The sequence below is a fragment of the Streptomyces sp. NPDC056600 genome, assembly GCF_042792855.1.
Lineage (GTDB): Bacteria > Actinomycetota > Actinomycetes > Streptomycetales > Streptomycetaceae > Streptomyces.
The window spans coordinates 120,634-142,468 of sequence record NZ_JBHTVQ010000008.1 but is presented as its reverse complement, the minus strand read 5'-3'; the positions used below and the strand labels follow the sequence as shown (position 1 = coordinate 142,468).

The 21,835-nt window shown below is 72.5% G+C and carries 21 protein-coding genes; 3 read left to right on the top strand and 18 right to left on the bottom strand.

What is annotated here, in order from left to right:
- Entirely contained in the window at window positions 1-966 is a 966-nt protein-coding gene (locus tag ACFRAV_RS07090) for an aspartate carbamoyltransferase catalytic subunit (protein WP_351118577.1), read from the bottom strand.
- A gap of 92 nt (window positions 967-1,058) precedes the next feature.
- Window positions 1,059-1,652, bottom strand: coding sequence for a bifunctional pyr operon transcriptional regulator/uracil phosphoribosyltransferase PyrR (gene pyrR, locus ACFRAV_RS07085; RefSeq protein ID WP_351118576.1), 594 nt, complete (start codon window positions 1,650-1,652; stop codon window positions 1,059-1,061).
- Window positions 1,653-1,979: 327 nt separating this feature from the next.
- Here pyrR and bldD point away from each other — a divergent pair, with 327 nt between their 5' ends.
- Entirely contained in the window at window positions 1,980-2,480 is a 501-nt protein-coding gene (gene bldD / locus ACFRAV_RS07080) for a transcriptional regulator BldD (RefSeq protein WP_108957078.1), read from the top strand.
- Window positions 2,481-2,574: 94 nt separating this feature from the next.
- Here the strand turns inward: bldD and nusB are convergent, their stop codons facing one another.
- The 5 genes from nusB to ACFRAV_RS07055 all read right to left on the bottom strand — a co-directional run bounded on the left by nusB (window position 2,575) and on the right by ACFRAV_RS07055 (window position 8,981).
- Complete coding sequence (nusB, locus tag ACFRAV_RS07075; protein ID WP_108957077.1) at window positions 2,575-3,009, bottom strand: transcription antitermination factor NusB; 435 nt, start codon at window positions 3,007-3,009, stop codon at window positions 2,575-2,577.
- A gap of 2 nt (window positions 3,010-3,011) precedes the next feature.
- Window positions 3,012-3,578: an elongation factor P gene (gene efp / locus ACFRAV_RS07070; RefSeq protein WP_351118575.1), complete on the bottom strand. Its 567-nt coding sequence runs from the start codon at window positions 3,576-3,578 to the stop codon at window positions 3,012-3,014.
- Window positions 3,579-3,639: 61 nt separating this feature from the next.
- On the bottom strand, window positions 3,640-4,782 hold the full coding sequence (locus ACFRAV_RS07065; RefSeq protein ID WP_382552312.1) for a M24 family metallopeptidase: 1,143 nt from the start codon (window positions 4,780-4,782) through the stop codon (window positions 3,640-3,642).
- 57 nt (window positions 4,783-4,839) lie between these two features.
- Window positions 4,840-6,030 carry a tetratricopeptide repeat protein gene (locus tag ACFRAV_RS07060; protein ID WP_382552311.1) on the bottom strand — a complete coding sequence of 397 codons (1,191 nt, stop codon included), beginning with the start codon at window positions 6,028-6,030 and terminating at the stop codon, window positions 4,840-4,842.
- Window positions 6,031-6,083: 53 nt separating this feature from the next.
- Window positions 6,084-8,981 (bottom strand): CHAT domain-containing protein, encoded by a 2,898-nt coding sequence (locus ACFRAV_RS07055; RefSeq protein ID WP_382552309.1) that lies wholly within the window; start codon window positions 8,979-8,981, stop codon window positions 6,084-6,086.
- 80 nt (window positions 8,982-9,061) lie between these two features.
- On the opposite strand from ACFRAV_RS07055, the gene ACFRAV_RS07050 reads away from it, so the two are divergent.
- Window positions 9,062-9,373 carry a hypothetical protein gene (locus ACFRAV_RS07050; RefSeq protein WP_382552308.1) on the top strand — a complete coding sequence of 104 codons (312 nt, stop codon included), beginning with the start codon at window positions 9,062-9,064 and terminating at the stop codon, window positions 9,371-9,373.
- On the top strand, window positions 9,370-10,260 hold the full coding sequence (locus ACFRAV_RS07045) for a hypothetical protein (protein ID WP_382552306.1): 891 nt from the start codon (window positions 9,370-9,372) through the stop codon (window positions 10,258-10,260). The genes ACFRAV_RS07050 and ACFRAV_RS07045 overlap by 4 nt, the downstream gene beginning before the upstream one ends.
- Before the next feature lie 81 nt (window positions 10,261-10,341).
- Here ACFRAV_RS07045 and ACFRAV_RS07040 read toward each other — a convergent pair whose 3' ends face one another.
- The 11 genes from ACFRAV_RS07040 to rpsD form a co-directional block, all read right to left on the bottom strand.
- Window positions 10,342-11,094 carry an AAA family ATPase gene (locus ACFRAV_RS07040; protein ID WP_382552304.1) on the bottom strand — a complete coding sequence of 251 codons (753 nt, stop codon included), beginning with the start codon at window positions 11,092-11,094 and terminating at the stop codon, window positions 10,342-10,344.
- 144 nt (window positions 11,095-11,238) lie between these two features.
- Window positions 11,239-12,336 (bottom strand): 3-dehydroquinate synthase, encoded by a 1,098-nt coding sequence (gene aroB, locus ACFRAV_RS07035; protein WP_382552303.1) that lies wholly within the window; start codon window positions 12,334-12,336, stop codon window positions 11,239-11,241.
- Window positions 12,333-12,827 (bottom strand): shikimate kinase, encoded by a 495-nt coding sequence (locus ACFRAV_RS07030; protein ID WP_382552334.1) that lies wholly within the window; start codon window positions 12,825-12,827, stop codon window positions 12,333-12,335. The genes aroB and ACFRAV_RS07030 overlap by 4 nt, the downstream gene beginning before the upstream one ends.
- 83 nt (window positions 12,828-12,910) lie before the next feature.
- Window positions 12,911-14,095, bottom strand: coding sequence for a chorismate synthase (aroC, locus tag ACFRAV_RS07025; protein WP_382552301.1), 1,185 nt, complete (start codon window positions 14,093-14,095; stop codon window positions 12,911-12,913).
- 159 nt (window positions 14,096-14,254) lie between these two features.
- Complete coding sequence (locus tag ACFRAV_RS07020; RefSeq protein ID WP_382552299.1) at window positions 14,255-15,085, bottom strand: shikimate dehydrogenase; 831 nt, start codon at window positions 15,083-15,085, stop codon at window positions 14,255-14,257.
- Entirely contained in the window at window positions 15,082-16,761 is a 1,680-nt protein-coding gene (gene mltG / locus ACFRAV_RS07015) for an endolytic transglycosylase MltG (RefSeq protein ID WP_382552297.1), read from the bottom strand. Before mltG ends, ACFRAV_RS07020 begins: the two co-directional genes overlap by 4 nt.
- A gap of 125 nt (window positions 16,762-16,886) precedes the next feature.
- Complete coding sequence (gene ruvX / locus ACFRAV_RS07010; protein ID WP_351112219.1) at window positions 16,887-17,351, bottom strand: Holliday junction resolvase RuvX; 465 nt, start codon at window positions 17,349-17,351, stop codon at window positions 16,887-16,889.
- A 22-nt stretch (window positions 17,352-17,373) separates the two neighbouring features.
- Window positions 17,374-20,046 carry an alanine--tRNA ligase gene (gene alaS, locus ACFRAV_RS07005; protein WP_382552295.1) on the bottom strand — a complete coding sequence of 891 codons (2,673 nt, stop codon included), beginning with the start codon at window positions 20,044-20,046 and terminating at the stop codon, window positions 17,374-17,376.
- The gene (locus ACFRAV_RS07000; protein WP_382552293.1) at window positions 20,046-20,420 is read right to left on the bottom strand and encodes a hypothetical protein; all 375 of its coding nucleotides are present in this window, start codon (window positions 20,418-20,420) and stop codon (window positions 20,046-20,048) included. Before ACFRAV_RS07000 ends, alaS begins: the two co-directional genes overlap by 1 nt.
- A gap of 7 nt (window positions 20,421-20,427) precedes the next feature.
- Complete coding sequence (locus tag ACFRAV_RS06995) at window positions 20,428-20,874, bottom strand: DUF948 domain-containing protein (protein ID WP_351112225.1); 447 nt, start codon at window positions 20,872-20,874, stop codon at window positions 20,428-20,430.
- 211 nt (window positions 20,875-21,085) lie between these two features.
- Entirely contained in the window at window positions 21,086-21,700 is a 615-nt protein-coding gene (rpsD, locus tag ACFRAV_RS06990; RefSeq protein ID WP_108957064.1) for a 30S ribosomal protein S4, read from the bottom strand.
- Window positions 21,701-21,835 lie beyond the last annotated feature (135 nt).

Genomic DNA, 21,835 nt, shown 5'->3' with positions numbered 1-21,835 from the left:
TCACTGGCCGGGCGTGGGCTCGTTGGCGTTGCCGCCGAGCAGGAGGTAGAGGACCGCCATCCGGGTGAAGACGCCGTTGGCGACCTGTTCGGTGACGGTGCAGCGGTCGGAGTCGGCGACCTCGGCGGTGATCTCCATGCCGCGGACCATCGGGCCGGGGTGCATGACGATGGCGTGGTCGGGCATCTTCGCCATCCGGTCGCCGTCCAGGCCGTAGCGGCGGGAGTACTCGCGCTCGGTGGGGAAGAAGGCGGCGTTCATCCGCTCGCGCTGGACGCGCAGCATCATCACCGCGTCGGCCTTCGGGAGGGCGGAGTCGAGGTCGTAGGAGACCTCGCAGGGCCAGGTCTCGACGCCGACCGGCAGCAGGGTCGGCGGGGCCACCAGGGTGACGTGCGCGCCGAGGGTGTGCAGCAGGTCGACGTTGGAGCGGGCCACCCGGCTGTGGAGGACGTCGCCGACGAGGGTGACGTGCTTGCCGGCGAGGTCCTGGCCGAGGCCGGCGTCGGGGCCGATCAGGCGGCGGCGCATGGTGAAGGCGTCCAGCAGGGCCTGGGTGGGGTGCTGGTGGGTGCCGTCACCGGCGTTGATCACCGGGGCGTCGATCCAGCCGGAGGTGGCCAGGCGGTAGGGGGCGCCGGAGGCGCTGTGGCGGATGACGACCGCGTCCACGCCCATGGCGGCCAGCGTCTGGGCGGTGTCCTTGAGGGACTCGCCCTTGGAGACGCTGGACCCCTTGGCGGCGAAGTTGATGACGTCGGCGGACAGCCGCTTCTCGGCGGCCTCGAAGGAGATCCGGGTGCGGGTGGAGTCCTCGAAGAACAGGTTGCAGACGGTGCGGCCGCGCAGGGCGGGAAGCTTCTTGACCGTGCGGTCTCCGACCCGGGCCATCTCCTCGGCGGTGTCGAGGATGTGGACGGCGTCGTCGCGGGTCAGGTCGGCGGCCGAGATGAGGTGACGCTTCATCGGGCAGGCTCCGTGGGAAGGATCATCTGGGAGATTTCGGGCAGGCGTGGACGCGCGGGCGCGCCCCGGGTGGCGGGGTCGCGTCCGTGGGTCTAGTGCCGTTCGCCCTGGGAGGCCGGCTTGGCGCCGAGCAGCACGGTGTCGCGACCGTCCTCCTCGGCGAGCTGGACCTTGACCGTCTCCCGCAGCGACGTGGGGAGGTTCTTGCCGACGTAGTCGGCGCGGATCGGCAGTTCGCGGTGACCGCGGTCGACGAGGACGGCGAGCTGGACCGCCCGCGGGCGGCCGATGTCGTTCAGCGCGTCGAGCGCGGCGCGCACGGAGCGACCGGAGAAGAGCACGTCGTCGACGAGCACGACCAGGCGGCCGTCGATCCCGTCACCGGGGATGTCGGTGCGGGCGAGGGCCCTGGGCGGCTGGAGCCGCAGGTCGTCGCGGTACATGGTGATGTCGAGGGAGCCGACGGGGATCTTCCGTCCGGTGATCTCCTCGAGCTTGTCGGCGATCCGCCGGGCGAGGTAGACGCCCCTGGTCGGGATGCCGAGCAGCACGACGTCCTCGGCGCCCTTGGCGCGTTCGACGATCTCGTGCGCGATGCGGGTCAGAACCCGCGCGATGTCCTGGGCCTCGAGCACGGCACGTGCGTCGGACCCCTGCGCCGCCGAGGCGGAGCTGTTCGTGTCCATACGAAAAGGACCCCCTTCTCCGCCTCACGGGACGGACCTTAAAGGACGTCGTGTTTACGGCCTCTACCCTAACAGGCCCCCGAACGCCCCAGCTGTCCCCCCTCCCACGCCGTGACCCGCCCCCGCTTTCACCCTTTCGGAGCAAGCGCGCGAACCGATCATCGAACCGTCGGTCCGGACCATTCCGCTTGACGGGGCAGAGTAACGCTGCGTAACCTTACAGTGAGTTACCAACCGTGCGGCACGCCGGGCGGGCGCGGCGCGATCATGGCTCCGCTCCGCCACAGACGCCCGGTCCGCACGCGCCGCCGACTGTCCGGGAGCTTTATGTCCAGCGAATACGCAAAGCAGCTCGGGGCCAAGCTCCGGGCCATCCGCACCCAGCAGGGTCTGTCCCTCCATGGCGTGGAGGAGAAGTCCCAGGGCCGCTGGAAGGCCGTCGTGGTCGGTTCCTACGAGCGCGGGGACCGCGCCGTGACCGTGCAGCGCCTCGCCGAGCTGGCGGACTTCTACGGCGTCCCCGTCCAGGAGCTGCTCCCCGGCACCACGCCGGGCGGCGCCGCCGAGCCGCCGCCGAAGCTGGTCCTCGACCTCGAGCGGCTGCAGCACGTGCCGGTGGAGAAGGCCGGCCCGCTGCAGCGCTACGCGGCGACGATCCAGTCCCAGCGCGGCGACTACAACGGCAAGGTGCTCTCGATCCGCCAGGACGACCTGCGCACCCTGGCCGTCATCTACGACCAGTCGCCCTCGGTGCTGACCGAGCAGCTGATCAGCTGGGGCGTCCTGGACGCCGACGCCCGCCGCGCGGTCGCTCACGAGGAGAGCTGACCGAACGGGCGTGCAGAAACGAAACAGCAGACCGAAGGGCCCCAGCGAGACGCTGGGGCCCTTCGGTGTTTCCGGCCGGTGCGGTGGGCGCGGCTCAGGCCTCGTCGCGCCGCAGCGACGGCTTGAGGTCCTTGAACCGGCCGAGCAGCCCGTTGACGAACGCGGGCGAGTCGTCCGTGGAGAACTCCTTGGCCAGCTGCACCGCCTCGTCCAGCACGACGGCGTCGGGCGTCTCGTCCACCCAGATCAGCTCGTAGGCGCCGAGCCGCAGGATGTTGCGGTCGACGACCGGCATCCGGTCCAGCGTCCAGTCCACGGCGTACTGGGCGATCAGCTCGTCGATACGGCGGACGTGGTCCGCGTACCCCTCGACCAGCTGCATCGTGTACTCGCTCACCGGCGGCTGCCGGGTGTCGTTCCGGGAATGCCGGACCCAGTCGGCGAGGACGGACAGGACGTCCACGCCGCGCTGGTCCGCCTCGAAGAGGATCTGGAACGCGCGCTTGCGGGCCGTATTGCGGGCAGCCACGGTTAGCTGTTCACCCGGCCGAGGTAGTCGCTGGTGCGGGTGTCGACCTTGATCTTCTCGCCCGTGGTGATGAAGAGCGGGACCTGGATCTGGTGGCCCGTCTCCAGGGTGGCCGGCTTGGTGCCACCGGTGGAGCGGTCGCCCTGGACGCCCGGCTCGGTCTCCTGGATGGTCAGCTCGACGGCGGCCGGCAGCTCCACGAAGAGCACCTCGCCCTCGTGCTGGGCCACGACGGCGGTGAAGCCCTCGATCAGGAAGTTGGCGGCGTCGCCGACGACCTTGCGGTCGATCATCAGCTGGTCGTAGGTGTCCATGTCCATGAAGACGAAGTAGTCGCCGTCCATGTACGAGAACTGCATGTCGCGCTTGTCGACGGTGGCCGTCTCGACCTTGACGCCGGCGTTGAAGGTCTTGTCGACGACCTTGCCGGAGAGCACGTTCTTGAGCTTGGTGCGCACGAAGGCCGGGCCCTTGCCGGGCTTGACGTGCTGGAACTCGACGACGGACCAGAGCTGGCCGCCTTCGAGCTTGAGCACCAGGCCGTTCTTGAGGTCGTTCGTGGAAGCCACGGTTGCGGAATCTCCTGGACTGACGTGGACGACCTGGGGAACGTGCGCGGCGGCTCGGAAGCTACAGCGCGAGCAGCTCCTTGGTCGTGATGGTGAGTAGCTCGGGTCCGCCGTCCGCCTCGGGGCGCACGACGAGCGTGTCATCGATCCGGACCCCGCCCCGACCGGGGAGGTGAACCCCCGGCTCGACGGTGACCGGCACGCAAGCGTCCAGTTTACCCATGGCCGCGGGGGCCAATTGCGGGTCCTCCGCGATTTCCAGTCCCACACCGTGTCCGGTCCGCGCCGGGAGGGCGCTGCCGTAGCCGGCGGAGGCCAGGACCTGCCGTGCGGCCCGGTCCACCTCGCGGTGCTCGACGCCCGGGGCCAGGGCCTCCCGGCCCGCCCGCTGGGCGGCGAACACCACCTCGTACAGCTCGATCTGCCAGTCCGCGGGCGTGGTGCCGATGACGAAGGTCCGCCCGATCTCGCTCCGGTAGCCGCGGTAGGCGGCCCCCATGCAGACGGAGAGGAAGTCGCCCTCCTCCACCCGCCGGTCGGTGGGCCGGTGGCCGGGCCGCCCGGCGTGCGGGCCGGTGGCCACCGAGGTGGGGAAGGCCGGCCCGTCGGCCCCGTGGTCGACCAGGCGGCGCTCCAGCTCCAGCGCGAGGTGGCGTTCGGTGCGGCCGACCAGGATCGACTCCAGCAGCTCCCCCAGCGCCTGGTCGGCGATCTCCGCGCCCGCGCGCAGGCAGGAGATCTCCTCCTCGTCCTTGACCACCCGCATCTGTTCCACGGCGACGCCGAGGTCGGTCAGCCGCAGCCGGGAGGCCACCGAGCCGATGGCCCGGTGCCGGGCCACGGTGAGGTGGTGCTCCTCCACGGCGAGCGAGTCGGCGCCCTCCTCGGCCGCCAGCCCGGCGGCGGCCACCGCCGCGTCGCCGCCCTCCGGGGAGAGGCTGCCGCCCAGCGGGCGGATCCGCAGCAGTTCGTCGGGCCGGCCGCCCTCGCGCGCCCCGGACGGCTGCTGTTCCTCCAGCGGGTGCGGGCACAGCAGCACGTCCTCGGCGCCGTCGCGCGGCGCGAGCAGGAGCGCCGCGCCGGGCGGGGCGGCCCCGGCGAGGTACCGCACGTTGGCGGGGCGGGTGACCAGCGCGGCGGCGCTGCCGGCAGCGTGGCAGCGTTCCCTCAGCCGCGCCCGACGGGCGGCGAACACCTCTGGCATGGCCCGAGCGTATGTTCCGCCGCGTTCGACCGCGTCCTGAACGCCGCCGGTCGGGGGTCAGGGGGTGGCCGTCAGCCGCTGGAGGACGGAAGCGAGTTCGCGCACGCGCGGGTGCTGGGGGCCGTGTGTGTGCGCGTACCCCTCGATCGCGTCCCGCAGCAGGGGCACGGCCTCCGCGGCGCGGTTCTGGTTGGCGAGCGTCGCGGCCAGGGAGACCTGCGTGGCGAGGGTCTCGGTGTGCCGGGGTCCGCGGGTCTGCCGCAGTCCATCGAGCACCTCGACGAGCAGCGCCTCCCCCTCGGCCACCCGGCCGAGGGAGTGGAGGACGGCGGCGAGGTTGCGCCGTGTGGTCAGCGTCTGGGGGTGACGGTCGCCGAGCTCCCGCGACCTGAGGCCGATCAGTTCCTCGTACATCGCCGCGGCCGCCTCGTGTCTGCCCTGGAAGGTCAGCACGGCGGCGAGGTTGTTGCGCACCGCCATGGCCAGACCGGTGCCGGCGGCGGTGCCCGCCGCGGCGTCCGCACCGGCTCCGGAGCCGCCCGCGTCGATGTCGGCGAGGATGGCCCGGTACATGCTCTCCGCGTCGGCAAGCCGGGCCGGTGATCCGCGCAGCGCGCCCGCCAGGACGTTCCTGGCGCTCAGCGTGGACGGGTGGGCGGCGCCCAGCGTGCGGACGCGGCGGGCCACGGTGTCCCGCATCAGCCCCTCCGCCTCCTCCCGGCGGCCGAGATCGAGCAGGATCCGCGCCAGCTGCGACGCGGTCCGCAGGGTCTCGTCGTGGTCCTGGCCGCGTAACCGCTCCCAGCCGGACAACGCCTCGCGCAGCCGCTGTTCGGCGAGCGGGAGGCTGCCGCTTTCCCGCAGCAGTCCGGCGAGGTCGTTCAAGGCCGTCAGCCTCGTCTCCTCGTCGGCGGCGCGGGCGGCGACCAGCCAGTCCAGCAGCTCGACGGCGTCGTCCCGCCGGTCGGCGCGGGCGCCCAGGCCGACCGCGTGGAGGTGGAGCGCGCGCAGCGTCTCGGGGTGGTGCAGGCCCAGCCGCTCGCGTTTGTGCTGGAAGTCGAGACCGTGGGCGTAGGTCTCGTTCACCTTCAGCGTGATGTCCATGCGCCGGACCTCGCCGGGCGGCTCGGCCACCCGGATCTCGGCCCTGCCCATGTCACCGAGGTCGACCTCGGTCACCTCGAGCCGGTCTTCCTGCGGCTCCCCCTTCCTCTGTTCCCGCTGCTCCTTCTTCCGCCAGAACGCCATGCTTCCCCCGTCTCCCGGCCGATGGCTCGGACACCGTTCATTGTCCGGCCGGCTCACCGCCCGGAACAGAGGTAGGCCGCCCACAGGGTCGGGGCCGTACCGAAGCGCTCGCGGCAGCGGAGCACGGCGTGGTGCAGCGCGGTCGCGGCGTCCTGCCCCACCCTGAGCCCCGCGTGCAGGTCCTGCGCCACCAGCCGGGCCACGAGGTCGTTGACCTTCCAGAGCGTGCCGACGACCTGCGGGTGGCCGGCGAGCTGGAAGGCCGACACCAGGTGCAGGCTCTCGTCGGGGATCCGGTGGGCTCCGAGGGACGTCCCGCACGCGGACAGGACCGCGAGCCGGGCGCCGGACAGGTCGAGCGCGGAAACGTCGAGCAGCGACAGCGGGCCGTCGTGCATCAGCAGGTACCCGGCGGAAGGGTCTTCCGGATCGTTGACCGCGTGACAGGCGAAGTGCACCGACGCGTGCGACGTCAGGGCGGCGCGGACGGAGGCGACCGTGGCGCGCGGGCCCTCCAGCCGGGTGGCCGGCCTCATCGCGGCGACCGTGTCCACCTCCCGCTCCACGCCGCGCAGGACTCTTCCGCCGGGCGCGTCCTTGAGCCCGACGACCAGCAGGCCGTCCCCTTCGTCCCCGGCGGCCCCGACAGCCCCCCGCGGCTTCTCCCGGGCGTGCCGCAGCGCACGCAGGGTCGGTGTGTAGCTGGAGATCACCCGGTCGAGAACCGTCGCGGAACCCGGACGGCGGCCCGCAGCGTGGATCGGGAGCGACGCCAGCCGTCCCACCGGGGACCACCACACCCGCGGCCAGGCGCCGGAAGGCGGAGCGAGGTGCCCGAGTCGTCGCAGTACGGGTCCGGCCACGGCGTCCCACAGCCACGCGAGCACCTCGGTGACGACGGTTTGGGCCTCGGCCTCGCCCCGGCCCGGCCGCGTGGAGGCGTCCAGCGCGGCTCCGAAGGCGGCGGCCCGGTCCTGCACGGTGTCCGGGCCGAGACCGGGGAGCTCGACGACGGTGACTCCGGTGGGACGCACGATGAGGGCGTCACTGCGGTACCGGCTCACGTTGATCAGCACCACCGGCCCGTCCGCCGCGACGGCCAGCAGTTCGGTGTGGTCCGGCGGAGCGAGGAAGTCCTCGAACCCCGGCAGGGCCCGCGCCTGTTCCAGCAGGTCGCTCAACAGGAGGTCGCGTGCATGGCGTTCGTCGACGTCGGTGCCCACCAGATGTCCGGTGGGGGCGAGCCCGTCGAAGGCGTCCCGCAGCCGGTCGGCGAGTGACGGCGCCACGGCGCGCAGGCGGGAGAGGTCGCTGCGGCTCTCCAGGATCTGCCCGCCGAGCATGCCCCGGCCGAATTCCAGCAGCAGCACCGCCTCCTGCGGGTCGCCGGCCCACAGCGCGGCGGCCGCCGCGTCGGCGGCCAGACCGTCGAGTTCCTCCAGCATGCGCTGCTGGTCGGCGCGGGCCAGGCGGCGCGGCACCACGAGGGGCAGCAGGTCGACGGCGAGGGCGTAGGCGTCCGTGGCCTCCTGCCAGTTCCCCGCCTCGGCCTCGGCGGACGCCCAGGCGCGGGCCGCCTTGATCCGCAGCATGGACGGCGCCGACGGGTGCGCCACGGTCTCGCGGTAGGCGTGTGCGGCCGCGGCGAGCACCGCCGGGTCGCGGCCGAGCTCGTACTGGGCGTACAGGGCGTCCCCGTGGGCGGTCTGGGCCTCGGCCCGCTGGACCGAGGCCGGCGCGGTCGCCCTGACGGCGGTGCCCAGGGCCGTCACGGCCCGGCGCAGGGCCTCCGGGTCGTCGTCGGAGCGGTACTTGGACGACCACACCGTGCCCAGGTTGCCGAGCGCCGCCACGTGGTCCGGTGAGCCGTACGGCTCGAGTTCGACGACTTCGGTGAAGGCGGTGACGGCGTCCGCCAGGTCGGAGTCCAGCCCGGTGCACCGGTACCTGTCGTGGAGGAGCAGTCCCAGGAGCAGGCGGGCCATGGGCCGTGCGGTGCCCAGGCCCCGGGCGGCCTTCCCGAGCGCCACCGCCGTGTCGAGGATCGCGAGGTCCCCGGTCTGCTGCACCAGCTGGTGGACGGCGACCAGGTAGTTCTCGCAGCGGTTTCCCCACAGGCGCGCGGTGGCCGCGGTGGCGTCGAGGACCTCGCGCAGCAGCGTCACGCTCTCCCGCAGCGCGGCGACGTCGCCGGTGTCGCGTCCCCGGTCCCGTAACCCGACGGCGAGGGAGATCCTGAGATACGCCGCTTCCTCGTCCTCGGCCGGCGTGCGGGCCACCGCCTCCCGCAGGTGCGCGATGGCGTCCGCGCGTACCGATTCGTCCCCCGTGTGGTCCGCGCTGTGGAGCAGCACGGAGCCCAGGGCGCCGAGCAGCCCGGGACGGCGCGGATCGTCGGCGGGCACCGTGCGCACGCCGTCGGCCAGGGGACCGACCGCTTCCAGCAGTGCCGCGTGGTCACGGGTCAGCTGGTAGCGCACGTCGACGACCCGGCCCAGCACCTCCAGCACGGCCGGGTCACGGGGCAGCGGGGAGAGCGACTCGGCGGCCGCGTGGACGTGCGCGACGTCGCGGGTCTCCTCGCCCAGCATGGTCAGCGTCTCGGCCCTCAGCAGCTCGGCCGTGATCCGGTCCTCCCCGGTCAGCCACGGCACCGCCCGGTCCAGGCGGCGGACCGCCTCGAGCAGCGCGGTGAGGTCCTGGAACGCATGGAAGTGGGACAGCAGCACGGCGCTCAGATTGACGGACACCACGTGCCGTTCGGGGTAGGGCTCCAGGTACCGCAGGACCTGCCGCAACAGGTCGACGGCTTCCAGCAGGTCGCCGCCCTCGCCGGTGTGCCGGTACCGGTCACGCAGGCACATGGCCAGGTCGATCATCGCGTTCACCGAGCCCTGGGCGGCCTCCCGCCGATACCGTGCGATCTCGTCGTCGAAGGGTGTCGGAGGCACCCTCCAAGGCTATCCTCTGGGCAATGACAGCCGACCAACTAGCCTTCCTGTGCGGGCGTTTGGCCGATTCCCGCGATGCCGTGCAAACCTCGCCGGAGCTGCGGGCACTGGCCGAGTCCCTCGCCGCCCGGATACGCGCGGGCTGCTCACCCGAAGCGCTCGCGGACGACTTCGACGAGTTGGAGCTGCGGCTGCTGCGCGCGGGGCACGCGGCCGGGCTGAGTCCGGTGCGCTCCTACGAACGCCTGCCCGGCACGGACGACGGGCACCGGGTGCTCGAGGTGCTCACCTGCCCCACCGGCGTCTGCACCCGCGTCGAGCCGTCCACGGCGGACGAGGTGCCCTGCCTGGTGCACCGGCGGGCCATGGCGGTCACCAGGCTGCGGTCGTGAGCAAGTTCCTGGAGGTCCTGGGCGGGAAGCTGGCGGAACGCTGGCTCGGACTGCTGCTGGGGCCGAGCGTCCTGCTGGTGACCGTGGCCGCCGTCGGGACGACGCTCGGACAGCGGAACTGGCACGACACCTCCTTGCTGCTCGACCGGCTCGACCACCTCGCTGCCGAGCCCGCGCTGCGCACCGCCGGCCCGCTGGTGTTCGTCCTGGCAGGGCTCCTGGCCTGCTCGGCAGCGCTGGGGCTGTCCGCCGTGGCCCTGGGGACGCTGGTGGAACGACTGTGGCTCGCCCGTCGTCCGCGCTGCTGCGCCGAACTGCGACGACGGCGTTGGGACGCGGCCCGGCGGGACTTCGAGCGTGCCCTGGTGGAGGCGGCCAGGGCCGAGGGGACCGCTGACGCGGCGGCGGCTGCCGAGCGGGCGCGGGAGCTCAACGCACGCCGCAACCGGATCGGTCTGGTGCCGCCGGCCCATCCGTTCTGGCTCGGTGACCGCATCACCGCCGTGGACACACGGGTGTGGGAGGCCTACCGTCTCGACCTGGTCTCGGTGTGGCCGCGGATCTGGCTGATGCTGCCCGAGGACGCCCGCGCCGAGATCGGCACGGCCAGGACACGACTCGCCGCCGCGGCGAGGCTGGTGGTGTGGTCCGCCGGTTATCTGCTGGTGGGCGTCGCATGGTGGCCGGCGGCGGTGGCCGGAGTCGTCACGGCCCTGGTCGCCCGGCGGCGGGCGAGGGTCGCGGGCGTGGCGTTCGCGGAACTCGCCGAAGCCGCGGTCGATCTGCACGGCAGGGCCCTGGCGGAGAGCCTCGGCGTCGCCTGCGAGGCCAGGCTCACCAGGGAGATCGGCGCCGAGATCACCACGCTGCTGCGGAAGCACACCTGAGCGTCGCAGCGAGGCTCGTGGGTCTCCCGCGGGCGGTCCGACGTGCCGCGGGCCGCGTCGGGCGCGCCCGCGGCAGGGCCGTCACCAGACGGGTGGGCTGCTGATGGCGCGCGCCAGGACGTCGTCGAGCACCTGAGCGGTGGCGGGGACGTCCAGCTGGGAGTTGTCGATGATGGGCAGGCCCGAGCCGTACCAGCCGGCCATCCGGCCGTGGATCCGGGCGACCTCCTCGTCGGTGAGCCTCCGGTTGCCGGAGCGCTGGGCGTTGCGCTCCAGCACGACCTCCAGGCCGGGCAGCAGCACCACCGGCAGCAGGCCGGGGCCCACGTGCCGCTTCCAGCCGCCCAGGCCGACGACGGGCCGGTCCGGGAAGACGGCGTCGTCGATCACGCAGGAGATGCCGTTGGCCAGGAAGTTGCGGGCGGCGAAGCCGCAGGTGCGGCGGGCCAGGCGGTACTGGGTCTCGGACTGCTCGTTCCACCCGGTCTGCGGGTCGGCGAAGCCGGCGCGCACCCATTCGCGGACGTCGTCCAGGCTGATGTGGGCGGTGGGCGCCCTGCGGTGGCCGGCCCAGTACTTGGCCACGCTGGTCTTGCCCGCCCCGGCCGGACCGATCAGCAGCACCGCGAGGGTCGCCGTCCTGGGGTCGGGCGGCACCGGGGCCGGCGGCGCAGGGTGATGGACCCCGCCCTGGGCCAGCGGGAACCCCGGCGCGTGCACCGGGCCTCCCTGGGGCAACGGGACCTGCCCGGTCGCCTCCGGCGCCTGCCCCGCCCAGGCGGTCCGCCCGGGCCCGTGGGGCGGCGGCAGTTCGGACCCCACCGCGTGCTGCATCCCCTGCCACTCCGTCTCGTGATGGTCTCGCGTCGGTCGTGCCGACCGTACCGGCCGTCGGAACGGTACCGCCCCGCGCCGTCTGGTGGGGAACGGGCGGGGCGGTGGGAAAGTGCCCTGCGGCGACGCGGGGCCTCGCCGTCGCTACTCGGCGACCTCGCCGTAGGCGGCGAGCAGCACGGCCGGGTCCGGGCCTTCCAGCACGGTGGGCCGGGCCAGACCGTCCAGGACGATGAAGCGCAGCAGGTCGCCGCGGGACTTCTTGTCGACCTTCATGGTCTCCAGCAGCTTGGGCCACTGGTCGTACCGGTAGGTCAGCGGCAGGCCGAGGGAGCGCAGGATCTCGGTGTGCCGGTCGGCGGTGGCGTCGTCGAGCCGCCCGGCGACCCGGCCGAGCTCGGCGGCGAAGCGCATGCCGACGGCGACGGCCGCGCCGTGGCGCCACTTGTAGCGCTCGTTCTTCTCGATGGCGTGCGCCAGGGTGTGACCGTAGTTCAGGATCTCCCGCAGGCCCGACTCCTTGAGGTCGGAGGAGACCACCTCGGCCTTGACCCGGATGGCGCGCTCGATCAGCTCGGCGGTGTGCGGGCCCTCGGGGCTGCGCGCGGCCTCCGGGTCGCCCTCGATGAGGTCGAGGATGACCGGGTCGGCGATGAAGCCGGCCTTGACGATCTCGGCGAGCCCGGAGACGTAGTCGTGCACCCCGAGCGAGTCCAGCGCGGCCAGGTCGCACAGGACGCCGGCCGGCGGGTGGAAGGCGCCGACCAGGTTCTTGCCCTCGGCCGTGTTGATGCCGGTCTTGCCTCCGACGGCCGCGTCGACCATGGCGAGCACGGTGGTGGGCACGGCGATCCAGCGCACACCGCGCAGCCAGGTGGCGGCGACGAAACCGGCGAGGTCGGTGGTGGCGCCGCCGCCGACGCCGACGATGACGTCGGAGCGGGTGAAACCGGTCTGCCCCAGCGCCTTCCAGCAGTAGGCGGCGACCTCGGCGGTCTTGGCCTCCTCGGCGTTGGGCACCTGGATGGCGACGGCCTCGAATCCCTGCTCGGCCAGGTCGGCCCGCAGCGCGTCCCCGGTGCCGGCGAGGGCCTCGGGGTGGATCACGGCGACCCGCTTGGCCTTGTCGCCGACCAGGCCGCCGAGCTCGCCGAGGAGCTGCCGGCCGACCAGGACCTCGTAGGGATCGGTGCCCGCCGTCCCGGCGACCTTGATCCGGGTCACGGCCTCGCTGGTGCTCATGCTTCGTCCTCGCTCTTGCGGAGTTCGGTTGCGTCGAGGACCGCCTCGGCGACCTCTTCGGGCGTGCGCCCGTCGGTGGCGACCACCACGCGGGCGACCTCGGTGTACAGGTGGCGGCGGGCCTCCATCAGCTCACGCCACTGCTTGCGCGGGTTGACGGTGAGCAGCGGGCGGGCGACGTTCAGCCCGGTGCGCCGGACGGCCTCGTCGACGTCCATCGAGAGGTAGACGACCGGGTGCGCGGCCAGCAGGGCCCGCGAGTCGGCGTCGAGGATCGCGCCGCCGCCGAGGGCGAGGACGCCCTCGTGCTCGGCGAGCGCGGCGGCGACGGCCGCCTTCTCCAGGGCCCGGAAGTGCTCCTCGCCGTCGTCGACGAAGATCTCCGAGATCGCGCGGCCCTCGGCGGCGACGATGTCCTCGTCGGTGTCCCGGTAGCCGACGCCGAGCCGCTGGGCGAGCAGGGCGCCCACGGTGGACTTTCCGACGCCCATCGGGCCGACCAGGACCAGCCGGGGACCGGCGCCCGCCGGACCCTCCGATCCCGCCACGGCCGGGCCCTCCGGGGGTTCCGCGCTCATCGGACGGTCAGGCTGTCGAGGTACGAGCGGACGTTGCGGCGGGTCTCGGGGACGCTGTCGCCGCCGAACTTCTCCGCCACCGCGTCGGCCAGCACCAGCGCCACCATGGCCTCCGCGACGATGCCGGCCGCGGGCACGGCGCACACGTCGGAGCGCTGGTGGTGGGCCTGCGCGGCCTCGCCGGTGGTGACGTCGATGGTGCGCAGGGCGCGCGGGACGGTGGCGATGGGCTTCATCGCGGCCCGCACCCGCAGCAGCTCACCGGTGCTCAGGCCGCCCTCGGTGCCGCCGGCCCGCCCGCTGGCGCGGCGGATGCCGTCCTCGGTGGGCACGATCTCGTCGTGCGCCTGGGAGCCGGGCACGCGGGCCAGGTCGAAGCCGTCGCCGACCTCGACGCCCTTGATGGCCTGGATGCCCATCAGCGCGGCGGCCAGCCGGGCGTCCAGGCGGCGGTCCCAGTGCACGTGCGAGCCGAGGCCGACCGGCACGTCGTAGGCGAGGACCTCGACCACGCCGCCGAGGGTGTCGCCGTCCTTGTGGGCCTGGTCGATCTCGGCGACCATCCGCTTGGAGGCGTCCGCGTCGAGGCAGCGCACCGGGTCGGCGTCCAGCCTCCCGGTGTCCGCCGGGGTCGGGTACACGCCGTACGGCGCCTTGGCCGCGGCCAGTTCCACGACGTGGGAGACGATCTCGATGCCGGCCGTCTCCTTGAGGTAGGAGCGGGCGACGGCGCCGAGCGCCACGCGGGCGGCGGTCTCCCGGGCGGAGGCCCGCTCGAGGATCGGCCGGGCCTCGTCGAAGCCGTACTTCTGCATGCCGGCCAGGTCGGCGTGGCCCGGGCGCGGACGGGTCAGCGGCGCGTTGCGGGCCAGCCCGGCCAGGATCTCCGGGTCGACCGGGTCCGCGGACATGACCTGCTCCCACTTGGGCCACTCGGTGTTACCCACCATGACCGCGATCGGGGAGCCCAGGCTGAGACCGTGACGCACACCGCCGAGGAAGGTGACCTCGTCGCGCTCGAACTTCATCCGCGCGCCCCGGCCGTAACCGAGACGACGGCGGGCGAGGTGGTCGGCCACCATCTCGGTGGTGACCGGCACACCGGCCGGAAGTCCTTCCAGCGTCGCGACGAGTGCGGGTCCGTGGGACTCCCCCGCGGTCAGCCAGCGCAACCTGCTCAACGGTGCTCCTCCTGCTCGCGCCAGTGATTCGGCGACGGCGCGCCCAGGTCCTGGCCAGGCCCGCCCTGCCCCGATCCTCCCATGCCGGGGCTCGCGCCCTGCCCACCGGTCCACCGGTCGGACACGGCGTCCCACAGGAGGAGACCGCGCGGGCGGGCGTCAGCGGGCGGCGAGCGCGCGTTCCCCGGCCTCGCGCATGGCGGCCAGCGGGCCCGGGGAGCGGCCCGTCATCTGCTCGACCTGGAGGACCGCCTGGTGGACCAGGAGGTCCAGGCCGCCGACGACCGGGCCGCCGGCCGCGGACCAGCGGGCGGCCAGCGCGGTGGGCCACGGCTCGTAGAGGACGTCGAACAGGGTGCCGGGGCGAGCCGGGACGGCCTCGGCGAGGGCGTCGGTGCTGCCGGCGGGGGTGGTGGCAATGACCAGCGGGGCGTGCAGGGCCTCTGCGGCGGCGTCCCAGGGGGCGATGCGGACGTCCGCCTTCAGGCGGGCGCCCCACTCGTGCATCTCGGCGGCGCGGGCCTCGCTGCGGACGTACACCGTGATCTCGCCGTCGCAGATCCGGGTCAGCGCGGCCAGCGCGGAGGAGGCGGTGGCGCCGGCGCCGAGGACGGCGGCGGTCTCCACCTTCTCGATGCCGCGTTCGCGCAGGGCGGCGACCATCCCGGGGATGTCGGTGTTGTCGCCGACGCGGCGGCCGTCCTCGGTGAACACGACCGTGTTGACCGCCTCGACGGAGGCGGCGGTCTCGGTCACCGAGTCGAGCAGCGGGATGACCACCCGCTTGAGCGGCATGGTCAGCGAGAGCCCGGCCCACTCCTGGCCGAGGCCCTCGACGAAGCCGGGCAGGGCGGCCTCGTCGATCTCGAACCGGTCGTACGTCCAGCCGTCCAGGCCGAGGGCCGCGTAGGCGGCCCGGTGCAGCTCGGGCGAGAGGGAGTGGGCGATGGGCGAGCCGAGCACGGCGGCGCGGCGGGCCTCGTCGGTCATTGGCCTTCCTTGAGGCTTTCCTGGAACTTGCGCTCCCAGACCAGGTGCTCTTCGTAGGTCTTGGTGAAGTGCGTCTTGCCGTCCAGCGAGACGAAGAAGTACCAGCCCTTGTCGGTGGGGCTCAGCGCGCCGTTGATGGCTTCCTCACCGGGGTTGCCGATCGGGCCGGGCGGCAGACCGCGCACGTAGTGGGTGTTGTACGGGTGCGCGGTGTTGCGGAGCTCGTCCGCCGAGATGTCCAGCTCGGTCTGGTTCTTGAAGTAGTTGTACGTGGAGTCGAACTCCAGGCGGCCCGCCGTCTGGTCGTTCTGCGGGGAGAGCCGGTTGTAGACGACCTCGGCGATCTGGGTGAAGTCCTTGTGGTTGACGCCCTCGGCCTGCACGAGGCTGGCCACGGTCACGAGCTCCAGCGGGCTCTTGAGCCCGAGCTCCTTGTACTTCGTCTGGACACCGTGGTCCTCGTAGATCTCCACAGAACGCTTGATCATGTCCTTGAGGAGGTCCTCGGGCTTGGTGTCCTCGGCCGCCGGGTAGGTCGCCGGGAAGAGGAAGCCCTCGAGCGGATCCTTTATGTCCTCGTGCTCTCCGGCCCACTTGGGCAGCCCGAGCTCGTCGGCCTTCGACTTGGCGATCTTCTCCGTGGAGCCCTTGTCCAGGCCGAGCTTCTTGTCGATCGCGACGTAGATGTTGGCGTTGCGCATGCCCTCGGTGACGACGAGTCCCTTCGCCCCGCTCTTCTTCGGGTCGAGGAGCCACTCCACCGCGGACTCGGCGGACATCTCCTCCTCCAGCTGGTACGCACCGGCCTGGAGGTCGCCGCCGTTCTCGGTGAGGGCGGCGACGAAGCCGTCGACGCTCTTGACGACGCCCTTCTTCTTGAGGATCTGTCCGACCTGGGCGCCGGAGGAGCCGGGCGGGATGGTGACGGACACGACCTGCCCGTTGCCGTCCCCCGAGAAGTCCGGGGCGGCGGCGAAACGTTCCTGGTAGAGGTAGTAGCCCCCGCCGGCGACCAGCGCGCCGACCACCAGCAGGGCGATCAGGCAGCCGCCGCGGCCTCTGCGGCCCTCCTCGCGGTCGTCGCGGTCCCCGCCGCGCCCTCGCCGATCGGACCGGCCGCCACGCCCGCGGCCACCCTCCTGGCGGTCGCGCGGGGCCTCGTAGTCGTCGTCCTCGTCGTCCCGGCCGGTGAAGAAGGGGTGCTGCTCCTCCTGCGGCCCGGCGTCCCACTCGTCGCGGCCCTGGCCGTGCCCGAGGCCCTGCTGCTGGGGCCGCTGGGGCTGGTGAGGCTGCTGGGGGTAGCCGCTCTGCCCGTACCCGTCGTCGTACTGCTGCTGGTGCGCCTGCGGCTGGTGGTGCTGCTGTTGCTGCTGGGCGTAGGGGTCGTGGCCCTGGCCGTACTGCTGCTGCTGGCCGGTGCCCCAGTCGCCGCCGTACTGCTGCTGGTGCTGGTGCTGCCCGTAGCCGTCACCGGCCTGCTGGTGCTGCTGCCCGTAACCGTCGCCGTACTGCTGCTGCCCGTACGGATCGTGCTGCGGCTGGCCGTCGTAGGGGGCCTGCGGGCCCTGGGCGTGCTGCTGCCCCTGGGGGTACTGGCCCTCCCATCCGCCGTCCCCGTAGTACGGGTCACCCGGATGCCACGGTTCGGAGCCTTGGCCCCGGCCATACTCAGTCATCGATCCCCTAGAGCCGCGAAGCGGTGTCTCTGCAGGCGCCGGTCGGGCACGGAGCCGCGCCGCCTCTCGTTGTGCGACGGCATTCGAACGTGCGCCGCATCGCGCGGAACGTTACCGTACCGCGATCAGCCCGCCACCTCGACTGCTTCCCCTGGAGCAGCGCCGGACACCCGTTCGGACTCCAGCGCCTGCTGGAGGATGATCACGGCCGCGGCCTGGTCGATCACGGAGCGTCCCTTCTTGGACCGCACGCCCGAGGCGCGCAGCCCCTGGCTGGCCGTGACCGTGGTCATCCGCTCGTCGACCAGCCGCACCGGGACGGGGGCGATCCGCGCGGCGAACTCCTGCGTGAAGCCGCGCACCTTGACGGCCGCGGGGCCCTCCCCGCCCTTGAGGGAGCGGGGAAGGCCGACCACGACCTCGATCGGCTCGTACTCCTCGACGAGCTGCGCGAGGCGCCGCTGCGCCGCCGGGACGTCCCGTCCGGGAACGGTCTCCACCGGTGTGGCGAGAATCCCGTCCGGGTCGCACGAGGCGACCCCGATCCGGGCGTCCCCGACGTCGACGGCCAGCCGGCGTCCTCTGCGCATGTGATCGATTCCCTCTCCGGAGTTACTTGGCCGTGTCGGCCACGAGGCGCTCGACGGCATCCACGGCCTCGCCGATGGCGGCCGGGTTCTGGCCGCCGCCCTGGGCGACGTCGGGCTTGCCGCCACCGCCGCCGCCGAGGGTCCTGGCGGCGACCCGGACCAGGTCGCCGGCCTTGAGACCGCGGTCACGGGCGCCGTCGTTGGTGGCGATCACCGTGAGCGGCTTGCCGTTGACCGTGGTGAACAGGGCCACCACGGCGGCCCGGCCGCCCTGGATGCGGCCCCGCACGTCGAGGACCAGCTTGCGCAGGTCGTCGGCGGTGGTGCCGTCCGGCACCTGGCCGGTGACCAGGGCCACGCCGCGGACGTCCTTGGCGGACTCGGCGAGACCGGCGGCGGCCTGGAGCACCTTCTCGGCGCGGAACTTCTCGATCTCCTTCTCGGCGTCCTTCAGCTTGCCGAGCATGGCGGCGACCTTCTCCGGCAGCTCCTCCGAACGGCCCTTGAGCAGCTCGGTGAGCTGGTTGACCACCGTGTGCTCGCGGGCCAGGAAGTTGTACGCGTCGACGCCGACCAGGGCCTCGATGCGGCGCACGCCGGAGCCGATGGACGACTCGCCGAGCAGCTTCACCAGACCCAGCTGGGCGGTGCTGTGGACGTGGGTGCCGCCGCACAGCTCCTTGGAGAAGTCGCCGATGGTGACCACGCGGACCCGCTCGCCGTACTTCTCGCCGAACTCGGCGATGGCGCCCTGCTTCTTGGCCTCGTCGATGCTCATGACGTCGGCGCGCACGTCGAGGTCGCGGGAGAGCACCTCGTTGATCTTCTGCTCCACGTCGGTCATCACGGCCGTCGGGACGGCGGCCGGGGAGCCGAAGTCGAAGCGGAAGCGGCCCGGCTGGTTCTCCGAGCCGGCCTGGGCGGCCGTCGGGCCGAGGGCGTCGCGCAGGGCCTGGTGGGTGAGGTGGGTGGCCGAGTGGGCGCGGGCGATGGCGGTGCGGCGGCGGTGGTCGATGGAGGCCTCGGCCTTGGAGCCGAGGGTCACCTCGCCGACCTGGACGACGCCCTTGTGGACGTAGACGCCGGGCACCGGCTTCTGGCAGTCGCGGATCTCGATCACGGCGCCGGAGTCGGCCTTGATCCGGCCGGTGTCGCCGATCTGGCCGCCGCCCTCGGCGTAGAACGGGGTGCGGTCCAGGACGATCTCGACCTCGTCGCCCTCGCGGGCGGCCGGGGAGGAGACGCCGTCGACCAGGATGCCGACGACGGTGGACTCGCCCTCGGTGTGGGAGTAGCCGATGAACTCGGTCTCGCCGGCGGTGTCGGCGATCTCGCGGTAGGCGCCGAGCGAGGCGTGGCCGGTCTTCTTGGCCTGGGCGTCGGCCTTGGCGCGCTCCCGCTGCTCCTTCATCAGGCGGCGGAAGCCGTCCTCGTCCACCGACAGGCCCTGTTCGGCGGCCATCTCGAGGGTGAGGTCGATCGGGAAGCCCCAGGTGTCGTGGAGCAGGAACGCCTTGTCGCCGGCGAGGACCTTGCCGCCGGCGGCCTTGGTGTCGGTGACGGCGGTGTCGAGGATGTTGGTGCCGGCCTTCAGCGTCTTGAGGAAGGCGTTCTCCTCGGCGACGGCGACCTTCTCGATGCGCTCGCGGTCGGTGACCAGCTCGGGGTACTGCTGCCCCATCATGGCGATGACGACGTCGATGAGGTCCTTGACCACCGGGCCGGTGGAACCCATCAGCCGCATGTTGCGGATGGCGCGGCGCATGATGCGGCGCAGCACGTAGCCGCGGCCCTCGTTGCCGGGGGTGACGCCGTCGCCGATGAGCATCACCGAGGTGCGCATGTGGTCGGTGACCACGCGCAGCGAGACGTCGGAGGAGGGGGCGTCGCCGTAGCGGACGCCGGTCAGCTCGGTGGCCTTGTCGATGACGGCCATCGAGGTGTCGATCTCGTACATGTTCTGCACGCCCTGCAGAATCATGGCGAGCCGCTCGAGGCCGAGACCGGTGTCGATGTTCTTGCTCGGCAGGTCCCCGAGGATCTCGAAGTCGTCCTTGCCGGTGCCCTCGCCCCGCTCGAACTGCATGAAGACCAGGTTCCAGATCTCCACGTAGCGCTCGTCGTTGACGGCGGGGCCGCCCTCGACGCCGAACTCGGGGCCGCGGTCGTAGTTGATCTCGGAGCACGGGCCGCAGGGGCCGGGGACGCCCATGGACCAGAAGTTGTCCTTCTTGCCCAGGCGCTGGATCCGCTCGGCGGGCACGCCGACGACGTCGCGCCAGATCTGCTCGGCCTCGTCGTCGTCCTGGTAGACGGTGATCCAGAGCTTCTCGGGCTTCAGGCCGTAACCGCCCTTGTCCTGGGGGCTGGTGAGCAGCTCCCAGGCGAGCTTGATGGCGCCTTCCTTGAAGTAGTCGCCGAAGGAGAAGTTGCCGCACATCTGGAAGAACGTGCCGTGCCGGGTGGTCTTGCCGACCTCCTCGATGTCCGGCGTGCGCACGCACTTCTGCACGCTGGTGGCGCGCGGGTACGGCGGCTTGACCTCGCCCAGGAAGTAGGGCTTGAAGGGCACCATGCCGGCCGGGACGAGCAGCAGAGTCGGGTCGTCCGCGATGAGCGACGCCGAAGGGACGACGGTGTGCCCGCGCTCCTCGAAGAAGCTCAGCCAGCGGCGGCGGATCTCGGCCGACTCCATCAGTGGTCCTCATTCCGGTTGTACGAGTACGTGTCGACGTACTTCTCGTTGCTGCGGTGGGTGGTGCCGTGGCGGTGGTCCGCGGCGGCGATCGGCCGCGCGGTGGCGCGCCCCGGCTCCAGGGCGGCCGGGCGGGACCCGCCGTCGGCGGCGCGCAGTCCGAGCGCCTCGCCGAGTTCGGCCTCGCGCAGGGCCATGTTGTCGCGCACGTCGAGTGCGAAGTCCTTCAGCCGGTGGCCCGCCTCGAGTGCCTTGTTCGCCGCCTGCGCGGCGAGGCTCTCCGGGGTGAGCTGTTTCAGCTTGCGGTTGACCTTGGTGGTGGCCCACACGCCGGCGGCTGCGCCGGCGGAGAACCAGAAGGCTCGACGGAACATCGGTGGTTCAGTCCCTCTTCCGCTTCGTCCGGCTGGCCCGGCCCTCGGCCGGGAGGGTTCGGCCCACGATCACGGTGCGCCGGGGTTCGCGCGACGCCCCGGGTGCGGCGTCGCCCCGGCCGAGCGCGCGACGCACGCCGTAGCCGAACGCCGCGACCTTCACCAGGGGGCCGCCGAAGGTGGAGGCGACGGTCGTCGACAGCGCGGACGCGTTCGACGTGACCTCCTGGACGTCCGATGCGATGGCGTCGACCCGGTCGATCTGGGTCTGCGCGGAGCGGACGGCGTCGGAGGCGTCGGCGAGCAGCGGGACGGCCTGTTCGGTCACGTCCGCCACCAGCTTGGTCGTCGCCCTGAGCGTCTGGGCCAGTCTCGCCAGTGCGACGGCGAGGAAGGACACCAGGATGGCCCAGAAGACGGCCACCAGGATCCCGGCCACCTCTCCACCGGACACTGCGCACCCGCTCCCTGACATCGGAAAAGTCGTGCCCCGAGCCTATCGCGCCACGGGCCGCGCCCTGTACCGGATTCCTCGCGTCACGGCGGGGCGGGGCCGGGCCCGCGCGGGCGGCCGCTTCCGGGAACGGCGACGGCCCGCCGGTCGTGCCGGGGAACGGCACGGCCGGCGGGCCGAGGCGCGCGGTGCTACTACGTCTGCCGGAGGATCAGCGGGCGTAGTACTCGACGACGAGCTGCTCGTCGCAGATCACCGGGATCTCCTTGCGGTTCGGCTCGCGGTCCAGGCGGAACGCCAGGGCCTTGAGGTTCACCTGCAGGTAACGCGGGGTCTCGCCGTCGGGGGCGAAGCCACCCTCGCGGGCGACCTGGAACAGCGTCTTGTCCTTGGAGCGGTCGCGGACCTGCACGACGTCGTCCGGACGGACACGGAAGGACGGCTTGTCGACCTTCTGGCCGTTGACCTGGATGTGGCCGTGGACGACCATCTGGCGGGCCTGGTAGATCGTGCGGGCGATGCCCGAACGCAGGACCAGCGCGTCGAGACGGCGCTCGAGCTCGATGATCAGGGCCTCACCGGTCTTGCCCTGCACCTTGGAGGCACGCTCGTAGGCGCGGACGAGCTGGCGCTCGGACACGTCGTACTGCGCGCGCAGACGCTGCTTCTCGAGCAGACGGACCTTGTAGTCCGAGTTCTGCTTGCGGCCGCGACCGTGCTCACCCGGCGGGTAGGGGCGGGCCTCGAAGTACTTGACGGCCTTCGGGGTCAGCGCGATGCCGAGGGCACGCGACTTCTTGACCTTGGGGCGGGACTGGTTCGCCATGAACCAAACACCTCATATTTCTGTGTGAATACGGCTCACCAGGGTTAGGGGAGGTCGCATCCGCAGCCCGGGAAACCCGTCCGGTTCCGAGGAACCCGGCGGGCAGCCGCTCCCAGGTCTGGGCACATACGTGCA

Coding starts and splice junctions, on each gene's coding strand:
- ACFRAV_RS07090 (WP_351118577.1), bottom strand. CDS start 966: ATGAAGCGTCACCTCATCTCGGCCGCCGACCTGACCCGCGACGACGCC.
- pyrR (WP_351118576.1), bottom strand. CDS start 1,652: ATGGACACGAACAGCTCCGCCTCGGCGGCGCAGGGGTCCGACGCACGT.
- bldD (WP_108957078.1), top strand. CDS start 1,980: ATGTCCAGCGAATACGCAAAGCAGCTCGGGGCCAAGCTCCGGGCCATC.
- ACFRAV_RS07065 (WP_382552312.1), bottom strand. CDS start 4,782: ATGCCAGAGGTGTTCGCCGCCCGTCGGGCGCGGCTGAGGGAACGCTGC.
- ACFRAV_RS07060 (WP_382552311.1), bottom strand. CDS start 6,030: ATGGCGTTCTGGCGGAAGAAGGAGCAGCGGGAACAGAGGAAGGGGGAG.
- ACFRAV_RS07040 (WP_382552304.1), bottom strand. CDS start 11,094: ATGCAGCACGCGGTGGGGTCCGAACTGCCGCCGCCCCACGGGCCCGGG.
- aroB (WP_382552303.1), bottom strand. CDS start 12,336: ATGAGCACCAGCGAGGCCGTGACCCGGATCAAGGTCGCCGGGACGGCG.
- ACFRAV_RS07030 (WP_382552334.1), bottom strand. CDS start 12,827: ATGGGCGTCGGAAAGTCCACCGTGGGCGCCCTGCTCGCCCAGCGGCTC.
- ACFRAV_RS07020 (WP_382552299.1), bottom strand. CDS start 15,085: ATGACCGACGAGGCCCGCCGCGCCGCCGTGCTCGGCTCGCCCATCGCC.
- mltG (WP_382552297.1), bottom strand. CDS start 16,761: ATGACTGAGTATGGCCGGGGCCAAGGCTCCGAACCGTGGCATCCGGGT.
- ruvX (WP_351112219.1), bottom strand. CDS start 17,351: ATGCGCAGAGGACGCCGGCTGGCCGTCGACGTCGGGGACGCCCGGATC.
- alaS (WP_382552295.1), bottom strand. CDS start 20,046: ATGGAGTCGGCCGAGATCCGCCGCCGCTGGCTGAGCTTCTTCGAGGAG.
- ACFRAV_RS07000 (WP_382552293.1), bottom strand. CDS start 20,420: ATGTTCCGTCGAGCCTTCTGGTTCTCCGCCGGCGCAGCCGCCGGCGTG.
- rpsD (WP_108957064.1), bottom strand. CDS start 21,700: ATGGCGAACCAGTCCCGCCCCAAGGTCAAGAAGTCGCGTGCCCTCGGC.